This window comes from Paraburkholderia hiiakae (assembly GCF_904848665.1).
Lineage (GTDB): Bacteria > Pseudomonadota > Gammaproteobacteria > Burkholderiales > Burkholderiaceae > Paraburkholderia > Paraburkholderia hiiakae.
The window spans coordinates 61460-76165 of the sequence record NZ_CAJHCQ010000012.1 but is presented as its reverse complement, the minus strand read 5'-3'; the positions used below and the strand labels follow the sequence as shown (position 1 = coordinate 76165).

Annotated in this window: 9 protein-coding genes and 1 pseudogene; 8 read left to right on the top strand and 2 right to left on the bottom strand. The window is 66.6% G+C overall.

The genetic code is table 11. The annotated features are described in order from the left end of the window. Nucleotides 1–4 precede the first annotated feature (4 nt). From JMY28_RS22320 to JMY28_RS22310, 3 genes and pseudogenes are all read left to right on the top strand, one after another. Nucleotides 5–2254, top strand: a complete 2250-nt coding sequence (locus tag JMY28_RS22320) for a cation:proton antiporter (RefSeq protein ID WP_201698092.1) — start codon at nucleotides 5–7, stop codon at nucleotides 2252–2254. Continuing rightward, complete coding sequence (locus JMY28_RS22315; protein ID WP_201698091.1) at nucleotides 2251–3057, top strand: bestrophin-like domain; 807 nt, start codon at nucleotides 2251–2253, stop codon at nucleotides 3055–3057. The genes JMY28_RS22320 and JMY28_RS22315 overlap by 4 nt, the downstream gene beginning before the upstream one ends. A 64-nt stretch (nucleotides 3058–3121) precedes the next feature. Further along, nucleotides 3122–3355, top strand: a pseudogene (locus JMY28_RS22310) (hypothetical protein); the annotation flags it as partial. A 295-nt stretch (nucleotides 3356–3650) separates the two neighbouring features. On the opposite strand, the gene JMY28_RS22305 reads toward JMY28_RS22310, so the two are convergent. Beyond that, nucleotides 3651–5003 (bottom strand): NYN domain-containing protein, encoded by a 1353-nt coding sequence (locus JMY28_RS22305; protein ID WP_201698090.1) that lies wholly within the window; start codon nucleotides 5001–5003, stop codon nucleotides 3651–3653. Between the two features lie 307 nt (nucleotides 5004–5310). Here JMY28_RS22305 and JMY28_RS22300 point away from each other — a divergent pair, with 307 nt between their 5' ends. Together JMY28_RS22300 and JMY28_RS22295 are read left to right on the top strand one after the other, a co-directional pair. Beyond that, nucleotides 5311–6618 (top strand): alkaline phosphatase family protein, encoded by a 1308-nt coding sequence (locus JMY28_RS22300; protein WP_201698089.1) that lies wholly within the window; start codon nucleotides 5311–5313, stop codon nucleotides 6616–6618. 4 nt (nucleotides 6619–6622) lie between these two features. Then, on the top strand, nucleotides 6623–7945 hold the full coding sequence (locus JMY28_RS22295; protein ID WP_201698088.1) for a cytochrome-c peroxidase: 1323 nt from the start codon (nucleotides 6623–6625) through the stop codon (nucleotides 7943–7945). Here the strand turns inward: JMY28_RS22295 and JMY28_RS22290 are convergent. After that, nucleotides 7942–8835, bottom strand: coding sequence for an IclR family transcriptional regulator (locus JMY28_RS22290; protein ID WP_201698087.1), 894 nt, complete (start codon nucleotides 8833–8835; stop codon nucleotides 7942–7944). The genes JMY28_RS22295 and JMY28_RS22290 overlap by 4 nt on opposite strands. Nucleotides 8836–9000: 165 nt before the next feature. Here JMY28_RS22290 and JMY28_RS22285 point away from each other — a divergent pair, with 165 nt between their 5' ends. From JMY28_RS22285 to JMY28_RS22275, 3 genes are all read left to right on the top strand, one after another. Then, nucleotides 9001–11340, top strand: coding sequence for a cytochrome P450/oxidoreductase (locus tag JMY28_RS22285; RefSeq protein WP_201698086.1), 2340 nt, complete (start codon nucleotides 9001–9003; stop codon nucleotides 11338–11340). Nucleotides 11341–11387: 47 nt separating this feature from the next. Further along, the gene (locus JMY28_RS22280) at nucleotides 11388–12761 is read left to right on the top strand and encodes an MFS transporter (protein WP_201698085.1); all 1374 of its coding nucleotides are present in this window, start codon (nucleotides 11388–11390) and stop codon (nucleotides 12759–12761) included. Between the two features lie 359 nt (nucleotides 12762–13120). Next, nucleotides 13121–14659 (top strand): class I adenylate-forming enzyme family protein, encoded by a 1539-nt coding sequence (locus JMY28_RS22275; RefSeq protein WP_236596989.1) that lies wholly within the window; start codon nucleotides 13121–13123, stop codon nucleotides 14657–14659. Nucleotides 14660–14706: the final 47 nt, after the last annotated feature.

Here is a 14706-nt window from a genome sequence, read left to right as displayed (position 1 = left end):
CGCCATGGTCATCCACGTCCTTCTCCTGAGCGGCTTTCTGCTGGCGAGTATCGCGCTCGTCCAGGCGGTGAGCCTGCGCTGGTCGATTTCCGAATCGGTCTTGCTTGCCGCGTGGGGTTTCACGCTCGGGGGCATCTATCTCGTGAGCGGTGAGGCCTGGCCCGCGCTCTCCGCGAACTTCGTGATTCCGGCGCTGGCGCCGCGGCTGCCGCCCGAGGCGTACCTGTGGATCTTCCTGCCGCCGCTGCTATTCCAGGCCGCGCTCAGCGTGAACGTGCGCGAGATGCTCGGCGACGCGGCGCCCATTCTGCTGCTCGCCGTGGTGGCCGTGTTCGTCGCGACCGGCGTGGTGGGCGGCGCGGTCCGGCTCACGGGCCTGGGTCCGCTCGCCGATGGCCTCCTGCTCGGCGCGATGATCGCGACGACCGACCCTTCCGCCGTGCTAGCCGTGTTCCGCGAAGTGGGCGCGCCCGAGCGGCTGGTACGTCTCGTGGAAGGCGAGAGCCTGCTCAACGACGCGGCCGCCATTGCCATTGCCGGCGTGCTGATCGCCGTGATCACGGGCGATGCCGCCAATGTGTCGGCCACGGCCGCGCTGCGCGCGCTCGGCGTCGCGCTCGGCGGCGGCCTTCTGGTCGGGGCGCTGGCCGGGCGCGTATTCGCGTGGCTACTGCCGGCGCTGGGCGGCGAAGGCAAGGCCGAGATCTCGCTCAGTTTCGCGCTGCCGTATCCGCTCTATCTCTTCGCCGACCAGATGTTGCACGTCTCGGGCGTGGTGGCTGTGGTCGCGGCCGGGCTCGTCATCAGCGGCCTGGGGAGCACGCGCCTGTCGCCGGTGAACTGGAAGCATCTGCAACTGATCTGGGAGCAGATCGCGGCCATGGCGGGCGCGGCGATCTTTCTGCTCGCGGCCATGCAAATTCCGGCCACGCTGCGCAACGCGCAGTGGATCGATCTCGTCGCGCTGGCTGTGGTGGTGGTGGCCGCGCTCGCGGCGCGGGTCGTCGTGGTGTTCGGCATGCTTCCGCTCTTGAGCCGCCTGCGGCTCACCGAGCCCGTGAGCGCCGCCTACAAGCGAGTGATTGCCTGGGGCGGGTTGCGCGGCGCGGTGACGCTCGTGCTTGCGCTCGGCCTCGCGCAGGACACGGCGCTGCCCGATTCCACGCGCCGTTTCGTCGCGATTCTCGCGACGGGCTTCGTGCTCGTGAGCTTGATCGTGAACGGCACGTCGCTCAAGCTGCTGATCCGCCGGCTGCACCTCGATCTGCTTTCGCCGCAGGAGCAGGCGCTGCAGACAAAGGCCGTGCAGCTTTCGTCGATCGGCGTATCCGCGCGCGTGCATATGGCGGCACGCACCTTTCACATTCCCGATGCGATCGCCGACGAGGCCTGTCACACCTTCCGGCAGAGCGTGTATGTCGGCGCGACGGTATTCGATATCGAAGCCGCGCTTTCCGACCGAGAGCGTCTCGTCATCGGCCTCGTTACGCTAGCGGCGAAGGAGCGCGACCTGATTCCGCAATACGGCAGCGGCATCATCACGATCGGCAATCTCGACGCCATGATGCGCAACACCGACGCCATGATCGAAGAGGCGCGCGCGCGCGGGCGCCTCGGCTATCAGCGCGCCGCGGCGAAAATCCTCGCGGATACGCCGGGCATGCGCGTCGCGCGCCTTCTCTATCGCTGGCTGCGCGTGCAGCAGCCGTATGTCGACGCACTCGCCGATCGCTTCGAACTCCTGATGTGTCGCCGGGTAGTGCTGCATCAGCTGATCGTGTTCAACGATCAGAGCCTCACGCCGCTGCTGGGCGAGCGTCTCGCGGCGCTGCTCAAGACGATATTGAAGGCTCGCATCGACAAGGCCGAGTACGGGCTCGAGGACGTGCGCCAGTGTTTCGGCCAGGCGGCGGACGTGCTCGAGCGGCGCATGCTGCTGCTCTACGCGCTGCGTGAAGGGCGTGAGCGCGTGCAGGCCATGTACGAAGACCGCTCCATTTCGAAAGAGATCTACGATTCGATCCGGCGCGAACTGGACGCCGCGTGGAAGCTCGCGGTGCCGCGGGCGCACCCGGATCTGGTGCCGGGCGAGGCCGACGCGAAGGCGATTCATACGCGCATCGACGCATTGAACGTTGGCGGCGCCAAAGCGCACACGGAGTCCTCGGCACCCGCAGCGCCCGTAGCGGCGCCCACCGATACGGCCGCGCAGGTGGAGAACGCCGCCGCCGAAGAACGGAGGCCGTCGCCATGACCGAAATTCAGCAGGCCCTGCTCGTATTCGCGCTGCTGCTCGGCGGCACGGGCCTGGGGGTCATGCTGCGGCCGCTCTTGCCCGAGGAGCATCGCAAGCATGAAACCGTGCAGCTCGTGCAACTCGTGATCGGCATGCTGGTGACGTTTGCGGCGCTCGTGCTGAGCCTGCTAACCGCGTCGGCGAAATCGAGCTTCGATACGGCGACGGGCGACATGCGCGCCTACGCCGCCGACCTGATCCAGCTTGATCAGCGCTTGCGCGAGTACGGCCCCGACGCGGCGGCGGCGCGCACCTTGCTGCGCGCCTATACGGCAAGCGCCATTGCCTCGACCTGGGCGCAGGAAAAGCCGCCGCCGGGCAACTACTATCCGCATGATCCAGGCGTCGGCAACGACGAACTCGAGAGCCGGCCGCTCGGCGCGCTGCTCGACTCGGTGGGGCACGAAATCGAAACGCTCGCGCCACACGACGCCTACCACCAGGCGCTCGTGAGCCCGCTCTCGCAGCTGTTCGACCGCGTGACCGATACGCGCTGGCGTCTCATCGAAGAGGCGCATGGCACGATCTCGCGGCCGTTCTTCTCGATGCTCGCGCTCTGGCTGGTCCTGATCTTTCTGAGCTTCGGGCTCGTCGCGCCGCATAACGCGCTCGCTATTGTGTTGATCGTGCTGGGTGCGGTGTCCATCTCGTCGGCGGTCTATGTGATCGCCGATCTCGATACGCCGTTTACGGGGCAACTCGTGGTGCCGAGCGATTCGATGCGCGACGCGCTCGCGCACATGAATGCGCCGGCCACGTAGCGACGTGAGCGAGGCGTTGCGCTAGACTCGCGCGACGTGACGCGTACAGGAAAGGAGATTCGCAATGTTGCGCAAGACGCTCAATGCTTCGCGGCTGCAGGAGGAAGTGCACCGGCGCATCCACCGGTTGCAGGAGGTGGTCGACGACGGCGTGAAGATCGGCGTGCCGCGCCCGCAACGGCAAGAGCCCGATCGCAGCGGCTGCAACTGGACGATGCAGCACTTTCACAACGCGGCCGGCTTCGAAGCGAGCGTGGCGCGCGTGCTGGAGCAGGTGCGCTCCGAGTACAACCTCACGCAGGCACAGGATGAAGCCGTGGAGGATGATGCCGGAGAGGCGCCCGACGCACGCGATCCGTTCGGTGGAGCGAGGCGCGCAGCTGCGGAGAATCCGCTTGGCGGGTCGAAGCCCGCAACGGCCGCAAACCCGTTTGGCGACGCGAAGCCGTCGGGCAAGCAGGATCCGTTCGCGAGTACCACGCCTGCGAGCGAGGAAGCGCCGCCGGGCAGCGCCAAGCGGCCCGCGAATCCTTTCGGCGGATGATCGATGCGCCGCGCGCCGCCCATCTCGAGCGCCGCGCGCGGCGCCATTTTCAGCTTTCTTCCGCGGCAGCCTTGGTGCGCGTACGGCGCGCACGCGAGGGCGCTTTCCTGGCAGCGGGCTCGGCCGGCGTAGCGGCGGCGCTCGCCGGTTCGTCCGCGGCGCTGGGCGCCGCTTCGGCCGCCTTCTTCGACGTCTTTTTGCGCGCGGGGCTCTTGCGTGCAGCCGTCTTGCGCGCGCGGGCGGGGGCGGGCGCGGCGGTGTCGATATCGGCAGCCGGTTCGGGCGTCTCGTGTGCCTCTTGCGGCGCGTGGGCGCGCTCGTTCGCGTCGAACGGCTCGGCGAAGAAGGGCGGCGCGGCCTCGTGCCGATGCGCTGCGTGCGCAAGCGCCTCGTCAGGCTCGAACGGAATTTCGCTTTGCGCCTCGACCGATGGCTCGACCGCGGCTTCGCGCGAGTGCTCCGCGCCGCTGCCGCGGCCATTGCGGCGGCTTTTGCGCCTGCCGCGCGGCTCCTCGGTGCGCGGCGCCGGGCTTTCCGGCACCGGCACGCTGGCGGCGGCAGCCGGGAGGGGCGGCGGGTTCAGCCGCGACACCCAAGTCCCCGACTTGTCGTCGCGGCCCACTTCGAGCAGGCCGCGCGACTGCGCCTCTTCGAGCAGATTGCCGAATGCGCGAAAGCCATAGCGCGTTTCGTTGAACTCGGGCCGGCGGCGTTTGATGGCGCTCTTGAGCACCGAGGCCCAGATCTTGCCGCTTTCGCCACGCTCCAGCACGAGCGCGTCGAGCGTTTCGATCGCGAGGGCAACGGCCTTCGACTTGCGCTCGTCGCCGTCTTGCTTCGGCTGACGCTCTTCGCCGCCCTGGCGTTTCGCGCCGCCGCCTTCCTTATTCTTGCCTTTGCCTTGCGCCTGCTGATCGCGCACGAGCTCGCGCACCAGATCGTCGTAGAAGATGAACTCGTCGCAATTGGCGACGAGCAGGTCGGAGGTGGAGTGCTTCACGCCCACGCCAATCACCTTCTTGGCGTTTTCGCGCAGCTTCGAGACGAGCGGCGAAAAGTCGGAGTCGCCGCTCACGATCACGAAGGTGTCCACGTGCGACTTCGTATAGCAGAGATCGAGCGCGTCCACGACGAGGCGGATATCGGCCGAGTTCTTGCCAGACTGGCGCACGTGCGGAATTTCGATCAGCTCGAAGCTCGCCTCGTGCATCGCGGCCTTGAAGCCCTTGTAGCGCTCCCAGTCGCAATAGGCTTTTTTCACGACGATGCTGCCCTTGAGCAAGAGCCGCTCCAGCACGGGCTGGATATCGAAGCGGTCGATCTTCGCGTCGCGCACGCCGAGCGCGACGTTCTCGAAGTCGCAGAACACCGCCATGCTGACGTTTTCCTGTGGGGAAGCCATGTGATTGAGTCGTTCCATCTACCGTTTGAATTCACATGATAGCCGGTTGCACCGCGACGGGCGGGGATTCGCGATAGCGGCGCCTCATCCCGTGAACCAGTTCGTTGTGTGCGCAAGCATGGTTCCATGGAACTATTTTCGAACGTCCGGTCGTAAAACCCCCATTTTTTCACGTAAGCGTCACAAAGGATTCGTAAGCTTGCGCCGCCCTGGCATTGTGCATCGACAGGGTGCAGAAAGCCGCAAACGCTCCCAAGCCCCACAGCGGCAATAAACCAAAAACGACTCGACACACATAGGACCTCCCATGGCTGTTCGCTTAACCGGCAAGATCGGCGCGCGCTTTTCCGCGTCGATTGCTTCCCTCTTTGCTGCGCTGTTCGTTTCGCTCTTCGTGAGCGCATGCGGTTCGTCGACCCATGCACCGCAGACGGCCGGCACCGTGCAGGCAATCAAGCACGTCTTTATCATCACGCTCGAAAACGAGAACTACACGACGACGTTCGGCGCAAACACGAAGGCGCCGTATCTCGCGACGACGCTCGCCGCGCAGGGCGCGCTCGTGCAGCAGTACTACGGCACGGGTCACGTGAGCCTCGACAACTACATCTCGATGATCAGCGGCCAGTCGCCCACGCTCCAGACCGACAACGACTGCACGACCTATGAGGATTTCAACCTCACGGGCATGACCTCGGACGGTCAGGCGATCGGCACCGGCTGCGTGTATCCGTCGAGCGTGAAGACGATTGCGGACCAGCTCACGGCGGCGCATTACACGTGGAAGGGTTATGAAGGCGACATGGGCAACGACCCGGCGCGCGAATCGGCCACCTGCGGCCACCCGGCTCTCGGCACCACCGACCTGACGAACACCCAGGAAGCGCCGAACGCGACGACCCCGGCCGGCGACTCGTACGCCACGCGCCACAACCCGTTCATGTACTTCCATTCGATCATCGACTCGATCGATTGCGGCAACAACGTGGTGAACCTGGACAAGCTCACGACCGACCTGCAGAAGGTGTCGACCACCGCGAACTTCAACTTCATCACGCCGAGCACCTGCGACGACGGCCACGACTCGCCGTGCGCGAACGGCGCGACGGGCGGCCTCGTTTCGGCCGACGCGTTCCTGCAGAAGTGGGTGCCCATCATCACGGCGTCGCCCGCGTTCCAGCAGGACGGCCTGCTCATCATCAACTTCGATGAAAGCAGCTACGCGCAGGTGACGATGCCGAACGCGAGCGAAGTGGACTTCACATTCTCGGGCGATACCTGCTGCGGCCAGCAGGAGGGCCCGAACCTCGGCACGTTCCCGCAAAGCTCGGCAATGGGCACGGTGCCCGCAGCGTATCTGTCGAAGCTTGGCATCAACGCGCCGGGCCTGACGGGCAACATCAACCTCGTGCTCAACAAGCAAAGCTACGGCGGCGACCGCACGGGCGCGGTGATGATCTCGAAGTTCATCAAGCCGGGCACGGTCTCGACGGTGCCGTACAACCACTATTCGATGCTCAAGAGTATCGAGGACATGTTCGGGCTCGGCTATCTCGGCTACGCGGGGCAGTCTGGCCTCGAGAGCTTCGGCAAGGACATCTTCACGAATCTCTAAGCCGATGACCGTTCTTTTCGCAAGCCACACGGCGCGCCGCGCCGTGACCGCTGCGCTCGCCGTCACCGCTGCCGCGGTGGCGGCGTTTTCCGTATCCGGGGCGGATGCGGCGCAGCCTCTTACCGTGGCCACTACAAAGCAGAGCGCCCCGAGCATTCCCTATAGCGACGTCGCGGCGCTCGGCAAGCTGATCTTCAACGACCCGGCGCTTTCGGCATCGGGGCGCATGTCGTGCGCGAGCTGCCATAGTCCCGCGCATGCCTATGGTCCGCCCAACGGACTCGCCGCTCAGTTCGGCGGCCCCGACCTGCGCTCGCAGGGCACGCGCGCGGTGCCCACGCTCGCTTACGTGCTCAACCGCACGCCGGTGTGGACGCACGTGCAGGCCGCGAGCATCTACGAGCGGCTCACGGACGCGGATAGCCCGCCGTCCGGCGGCTTCGCGTGGGATGGGCGCTTCAACTCGCTGCACGACCAGGCGCTGTTCCCGCTTTTCAATGCGAACGAAATGGCGAATCGCGACGCGGGCGAAGTGGTCGCGAAGCTCGAGCGCGCGCCATACGCGGCACGTTTCAAACAGGTGTTCGGCGAGACGATTTTCGTCTCGAAGGACACGGCGCTGCGCCAGGCGATGGCCGCCGTCGAGCGCTACGAACTCGAGGATCCGGGCTTCCGTCCGTACACGAGCAAGTTCGACGCGTATCTCGACGGCCGGGCGCAACTCACCGCAAACGAAATGCGCGGCAAGAAGTTGTTCGACGATCCGAACAGCGGCAACTGTGCGTCGTGCCATATCGATCAGCCGGGCGCGAACGGCGCGCATCCGCTCTTCACCGACTTCCAGTTCGAGGCGCTCGGCGTGCCGCGCAACCCCGAACTGCGCGCGAACCGCGATCCGAAGTACTACGACGAAGGCTTGTGCGGCCCGATTCGCACGGACGTGGCGAACAATCGTCTGTACTGCGGGCTCTTCAAGACGCCGACGCTGCGCAACGTCGCCACGCGTCAGGTGTTCTTCCACAACGGGCGCTTCCATACGCTGCGCGACGCGCTGCGCTTTTACGTGGAGCGCGACACGAATCCGGCGAAGTGGTATGCGAAGGATGCGCGGGGCCAAGTGGTGAAGTTCGACGACTTGCCGCCGGAACTGCGCGCCAACATCGATACGGTGGACGAGCCGCTCACGCGCAAAGCGGGCGAGCGCCCGGCATGGAACGCACGCGATATCGACGACGTGATCGCCTTTCTGAAAACGCTTAACGACGGCTATCTGCCGGCGCCCGCCAATCCGGTCACCCCGCCCCCGGCCACGCTGACGAAGCGTTAGGCGCCGCGCGGCACGTAGCCGAGCAGGGCGCTCACGGCCTGCGCCTCGCGGCGCACGGCGCGCCCGTTCGGGCCCTCGGGCGTAGCGTCGAAGCCGCCCGTGGCGCCCAGCGCCGTGAGCACGCCGCAGAGCTTGCCGGTGTGATCGAAGAGCGGTGCCGAAACGGCGCTGATGCCCTTGAGATTCGTATCGCGCACGCTCGCGCAGCGCGCCGCCTGCACGTCGCGGCGCAGCGTGCCGATCGGGTCGCTCGCGCTCAGTTGCGCGCGCAACGAAGCGTCGGCGTGCGCGAGTTCTTCCTCGGCTTGCGCGAGCACGCGCGTGTCGTCGAGCAGGCCGAGGAATACACGGCCAGTGGACGACCATAGCAGCGACATCACCGACCCCACCCGCACGTTGACCGTCACGGGCAGTCCCGGCTCCTCGAAACGGATGATCGTGGGCCCCTTGTTGCCCATCACCGCGACGAACGACGTCACTTCGAGCGTCTCGCGCAGGCGCACGAGCGCGGGCTCCGCAATGCGCACCGGATCGGCCTGGCGCATGGCGGCCACGCCAATCATCATCGCCTCGACGCCGAGCAGATACTGCTGGGTCGCGGTGTCCTGCGCGACCAGACCTTCCTCGATCAGGCTCACGAGATAGCGATGCACCTTCGCGGGACTTTCGCCCACGCAGGCGGCGAGACCCGAGAGGCTCGCACGGCCGCCCAGGCGCGCTAGCCCCTTCAGCACGGCCATGCCCGTTTGCGCGGACTGCACGCGCTGGCGGCGTTCGCGCGGCGCGGCGGCGGCTTTCGTCTCGCCCGCGACTTTAGGGGCCGTCGTGGCTTCGGCAGCCTCGGCGGCTTTGGCGGCGGGGCGGCGGGGAGTGGTTTTCCTGCTTTCCATGCTGGGCGGCGACGTGGGGGAATCGGTTGGGTTCACGCGGGATTTTAGGGCGCGTAGGCGCGGCACAGTGCCTGCCACGCTTGCACGTTAACCCCTATCTCGTGATTACGCAATGCGTACTAGAGTTACGCAAAACGTAACGCACGCAGGTTGCAGGAGACGCACATGAGCGAGACACCTTCCCAGTCAACGGGCCGCTGCCCGTTCCCCCACGCAGCAGGCGAGGCGCGAGGCGCCGCGCCGCGCTGCCCGGTCAGCGCCAACGCCGCGGCATTCGACCCCTTCAGCGACGGCTACCAGCAGGACCCGCCCGAGTACGTGCGCTGGGCGCGCGAGCAGGAGCCGGTGTTCTACAGCCCGCAGCTTGGCTACTGGGTAGTCACGCGCTACGCCGATATCAAGGCGATCTTCCGCGACAACCTCACGTTCTCGCCGTCCATCGCGCTCGAAAAGATCACGCCCACGGGGCCGGAGGCGAACGCGGTACTGGAGTCGTACGGCTACGCCATGAACCGCACGCTCGTGAACGAAGACGAACCTGCCCACATGCCGCGCCGGCGCGTGCTGATGGAGCCGTTCACGCCCGACCATCTCAAGCACCACGAACCGATGGTGCGCCGTCTCACGCGCGAATACGTGGACCGCTTCATCGACGCAGGCCGCGCCGATCTTGTCGACGAGATGCTCTGGGAAGTACCGCTCACCGTCGCGCTGCATTTTCTGGGCGTGCCTGAAGAGGACATGGACCTGCTGCGCAAGTACTCGATCGCGCACACGGTCAATACATGGGGCCGGCCGCGCCCCGAAGAGCAGGTCGAAGTCGCGCACGCGGTGGGCAACTTCTGGCAGTTCGCGGGCAAGGTGCTCGACAAGATGCGCCAGAACCCGGATGGCCCGGGCTGGATGCAGTACGGCATTCGCAAGCAGAAGACGCATCCGGAAGTCGTCACGGACTCCTATCTGCATTCGATGATGATGGCCGGCATCGTGGCCGCGCACGAGACCACGGCCAACGCCACGGCCAACGCGATGAAGCTGCTGCTGCAGCACCCGAATTCGTGGCGCGAGATCTGCGAGGACCCGAGCCTCATTCCGAACGCGGTGGAAGAGTGCCTGCGCCATAACGGTTCGGTGGCGGCCTGGCGGCGCCTCGCGACGAAGGACGTGCAGATTGGCGGCATCGACATTGCGGCGGGCTCGAAACTGCTCATCGTGACGTCTTCCGCGAATCACGACGAGCGTCATTTTGCGGACGCCGACCTGTTCGACATTCGCCGCGACAACGCAAGCGATCACGTCACGTTCGGCTATGGATCGCACCAGTGCATGGGCAAGAATCTCGCGCGCATGGAGATGCAGATCTTCCTCGAAGAATTGACGCGCCGCTTGCCGCACATGCGCCTGGCCGAGCAGACGTTCACCTACGTGCCCAACACGTCGTTCCGGGGTCCTGAGCATCTATTGGTGCAATGGGACCCCGCGCAGAACCCGGAGCGCACGAATGCGGCGCTGCTCGGCGCGCACGTGCCGGTGCGCATTGGCGAGCCCTCGGCGCACGCGCTTTCGCGGCCCGTGGTGGTCGAGCGTGTGGACGCCGTGGCCGAAGGCATCGTCCGTTTGCGACTCGTCGCGCCGGACGGCGGCGCGCTGCCGGGTTGGGCGCCGGGCGCGCATATCGACGTGGAATGCGGCGACACCGGCATCTCGCGCCAGTACTCGCTGTGCTCGGACCCCGCCGACGTGGGCGCGTTCGAGATCGCCGTGCTGCGCGAAACGCCAAGCCGCGGCGGTTCGGCCTGGATGCACGACACGCTGCGCGCGGGCATGCGCCTGAAGATTCGCGGCCCCCGTAATCACTTCCGGCTCGACGAGGAGGGCGCTCGCGCGATCTTCATTGCGGGCGGCATCGGCATCACGCCGGTGAGCGCCATGGCGCGTCGCGCGCGCGAACTGGGCATCGATTACGAATTGCACTACAGCGGGCGTTCGCGCAAGACGATGGCGCTTGCCGATGAACTCGCGCAACTGCACGGCGAACGTCTGCATATGCACGTATCGGAAGAAGGCACGCGCAACGATTTCGCCGCGCTAAACGTGGACGAACACGCGCGCGTTTACGCCTGCGGTCCCGCGCGCATGCTCGAAGCGCTCGAAGTTTGCAGCGAAGCGTGGCCCGAAGATGCGTTGCGCGTGGAGCATTTCGCCGCGAGCGGCGGCAAGCTCGACCCCTCGCAGGAACAGGCGTTCGAAGTCGAGTTGAAAGACTCGGGCCTGGTGCTCAACGTGGGCGCGGACCAGACCGTGCTGGACGCGCTGCGCCGCGCGAACATCGACGTGCAAAGCGACTGCGAAGAAGGCTTGTGCGGCTCGTGCGAGGTGCGCGTGCTGGCGGGCGAGATCGATCACCGCGACGTGGTGCTCACGCGCGCCGAACGCGAGACGCAAACCCGCATGATGACCTGCTGCTCGCGCGCGAAAAGCGGGCGGCTGATACTCGAACTCTAGTCGCCGCAGTGCGATCGAGACGATAAAACAAGGATTGGAGACACAACATGAACAAGGCGGTGGAGGTCACCGGCATCATCGACGAGAGCCGGTTCGGGCCGTATCAGTTACTCGTGGTCACGCTGTGCGCGCTATGCCTCGTGATGGACGGCTTCGATGTCCAGGCAATGGGTTATGTGGCGCCGGTGGTGATCCGCGAGTGGGGCATTGCGAAGGAAACGCTCTCGCCGGTGTTCGGCGCGGGCCTCTTCGGCATGCTGGTGGGCTCGCTCACGTTCAGCACGCTTGCCGACAAGATCGGCCGCCGCCCCGTGCTGATCGGCGCGACGCTGTTCTTTTCCGCGTGCATGGTCGCCACGGGCTTCGCGCATTCGATCTCTGAACTGGTGGCCTGGCGCTTCGTCGCGGGGCTCGGCCTCGGCTGCATCATGCCGAACGCGATGGCGCTCGCGGGCGAGTACAGCCCGCGCCGCATGCGCGTCACGCTCATGATGATCGTCTCGTGCGGCTTTACGCTGGGCGGCGTGGTGGGCGGGCTCATCACCGCGGCGCTGATTCCCGCGTTCGGCTGGCGCGCCGTGTTCTTCGTGGGCGGTGCGATTCCGCTCGTGCTCGGCGTGCTGATGTGGCTCGCGCTGCCGGAGTCGATCCAGTTCCTGCTGTTTCGCGGCCGCGGTGAGCAAACCCAGGCGCGCGTGCGCCGCAATCTGTCGCGCGTGGCGCCTGCCCTGCAACTGCCGGCTGGTGCGCAGTTCACGATCGCGGAAACGCGCTCGCGCGGCGTGCCGTTCGTCGAGCTGTTCCGGCAAGGGCGCGCGCGGGTGACCGTGCTGCTGTGGGTGGTGAACTTCGCGAACCTGCTCGCCATGTATTTCCTCTCGAACTGGTTGCCGACCGTGATCCGCGACGCCGGCTATTCGACCCAGACCGCCGTGTTCGCAGGCACCGCGCTGTGGGGCGGCGGCGTGATCGGCACCCTGCTGCTCGGGCGCATCATCGACATGGCGGGCTTTACGCGCGTACTCGGCACGACGTTCCTGATCGCCATCGTCTCGACGGCGGCGATCGGCAATCCGGCCGTGATGTTCTCCGCGGCCGCGATGTTCGTCGCGATCTTCGTCACGGGCTTTACGATCATCGGCGGGCAGCCGGCGCTCAACGCGCTCGCCGCGACCTACTATCCGACCTCGCTGCGCTCGACCGGCATTGGCTGGAGCCTCGGCGTGGGCCGTATCGGCTCGGTCGTCGGCCCGGTGCTGGGCGGCGCGCTCCTGCACCTGCAATGGTCGTCCTCGTCGCTCTTTCTCGCGGCGGCCGTGCCGGCCTGCGTCTCGCTCGCGGGCATCGTGGCGATTCATCGGGCGAATAGCGCCGCTAAGGGCACGATGGGAGGCGAGCGTGCGGCGGCGCAGGTGGAGTGATTGGCGGCAGCGTCTGCGTCTGGCCGCGCTGGCACCCGCGAGGCGCCCGCACGGGCATGGCGGCTACGGCGCGTGGACTGCGAGCGCGGGGCTGTGCGCGGATCGGGCCGCCGCTACCGCGCGCAGGCGCCTCGCTCGCGTAACCTGCGAGGACTAAGCGCCCGGCGAACACCCGCGCGGACCGAGGCGACAATCGTCTCGAAGCCCCGGCCATCGGGGTGAACTCCGACTTCTCGGCAGACGAATGCCGGCTTTATCGAAAACGAATTGTTGGCAGGCCGCGCCTGAACCACACTGATACCTGTCGCGATGCGGCGTGCCACGGCGCGCCGTACGCAGTCAAAGAGCAACGACGGGAGGTGACAGTGGTGAGGCGAGCGGCGCGCAAGATCAGCGATATCGCGCGGCACTGGGCGGAGGTGTCGCCCGAGGCCATGGCGATTCGCGAAGAAGCAAAGGTGACGAGCTTCGGGCAGCTCTGGAGCGACGTTGGGCAGGCGCAGCGGTTTTTGCGCGAACAGGGCGTGGACGTGGGCGACCGCGTGCTGATCGTGGCCGAAAACTGCTCGGCCGTGGTGACGCTGCTGTTCGCGCTTTCGGAAATCGGCGCGTGGCCGGCCGTGGTCAACGCGCGGCTTTCGGAGCGCGAGGTCGAGACGATCCGCGCGCATTGCGGGCCGCGTCTCATGTTGTTTACGCACGGCGCTTCGCCTGACGCCCTGCGTCACGGCGTGCGCTATCGCGCGCGCGAAATCGCACCTGCCGGACTCGGGCCGCTCATGATGGCCGCACCCGAGCCCAACGCCGTCCGCGAGGCCGAAGCGCTCGCGCACGAGGTCGCGGTGCTCATCTATACGTCGGGCACGACGGGCCAGCCCAAGGGTGTGATGGCCACGCATCGCGGCTTGCTGCATTTCGCGCACGTCTCGGCCACATCGCGCGACATGACGCAGGCGGACTGCGCGTACGCGGTCATGCCGATGTCGCATATCTTCGGCCTCGCCACGCTGCTGCTCGCCACCTTCGAGGCGGGCGCGAGCCTGCATCTCGCGGCGCGCTTTTCGGCGGAAGAGGTCGTGAAGGCGCTCGGCGCATCCGAAATCTCCATTCTTCAGGGCGTGCCGACGCTCTTCACGCGCATCGTCGCCTATGTGCGTGAGCACGGCGGCACGGTGCATGCGCCGCGTCTGCGCTACCTCTATACGGGCGGCGGTCCGCTCGATCCCACGCTCAAGCAGCAGGTCGAAACGCTCTTCGGCAGGCCGCTGCATCACGGCTACGGCATGACCGAGTACGCGGGCTCGCTCTTCATCACGCGCATGGACCGTCCGCGCAAGGACGTGTCCTCGGGCGAGATCGTCGAGGGCGCCGAGTTGCGCGTGGTCGGACCCGACGGCCACGATGTGCCGCGCGGCGAAGCGGGTGAGTTGTGGGTGCGAGGTCCCGGCGTCATGCATGGCTACTATCGCGAGCCGGGCTTGACCGCCGAAGTGCTTGATGCAGAAGGCTGGCTCAAGACCGGCGATCTCGGGCGGCTCGACGCAGACGGCGCGCTCTTCATCGTGGGCCGCTCGAAGGATCTCATCATTCGCTCGGGCTTCAATGTCTATCCCATCGAGGTCGAGTCGGTCATCAACACCTACGAAGCGGTGCGTCAAAGCGCGGTAGTGGGGCGGCGCGACGCCGAAGGCAACGAGGAAGTCGTGGCCTTCGTGGAAGCGAAGGAGGGTGCCACGATCGACGCAGCCGATCTCGCGCACTACCTGAGCGAGCGGCTCTCGGCCTACAAGCGCCCCTCGGAAATCGTGACCATCGACATGATCCCGACTACGGCGAGCGGCAAGCTGCAAAAGCAGCCGCTGCGCGAAATGGCCAAACGCGCTGTGCGCGCTCGCTGAGCATTCCCGATTTTTTCTTTCTCACGGGCGGCGCTGTGCCGCCCGAT

Bases quoted from the DNA above. Each gene is read 5' to 3' on its own strand.
- JMY28_RS22320 (WP_201698092.1), top strand. From the start codon at position 5: ATGGTCATCCACGTCCTTCTCCTGAGCGGCTTTCTGCTGGCGAGTATC.
- JMY28_RS22315 (WP_201698091.1), top strand. From the start codon at position 2,251: ATGACCGAAATTCAGCAGGCCCTGCTCGTATTCGCGCTGCTGCTCGGC.
- JMY28_RS22305 (WP_201698090.1), bottom strand. From the start codon at position 5,003: ATGGCTTCCCCACAGGAAAACGTCAGCATGGCGGTGTTCTGCGACTTC.
- JMY28_RS22300 (WP_201698089.1), top strand. From the start codon at position 5,311: ATGGCTGTTCGCTTAACCGGCAAGATCGGCGCGCGCTTTTCCGCGTCG.
- JMY28_RS22295 (WP_201698088.1), top strand. From the start codon at position 6,623: ATGACCGTTCTTTTCGCAAGCCACACGGCGCGCCGCGCCGTGACCGCT.
- JMY28_RS22290 (WP_201698087.1), bottom strand. From the start codon at position 8,835: ATGGAAAGCAGGAAAACCACTCCCCGCCGCCCCGCCGCCAAAGCCGCC.
- JMY28_RS22285 (WP_201698086.1), top strand. From the start codon at position 9,001: ATGAGCGAGACACCTTCCCAGTCAACGGGCCGCTGCCCGTTCCCCCAC.
- JMY28_RS22280 (WP_201698085.1), top strand. From the start codon at position 11,388: ATGAACAAGGCGGTGGAGGTCACCGGCATCATCGACGAGAGCCGGTTC.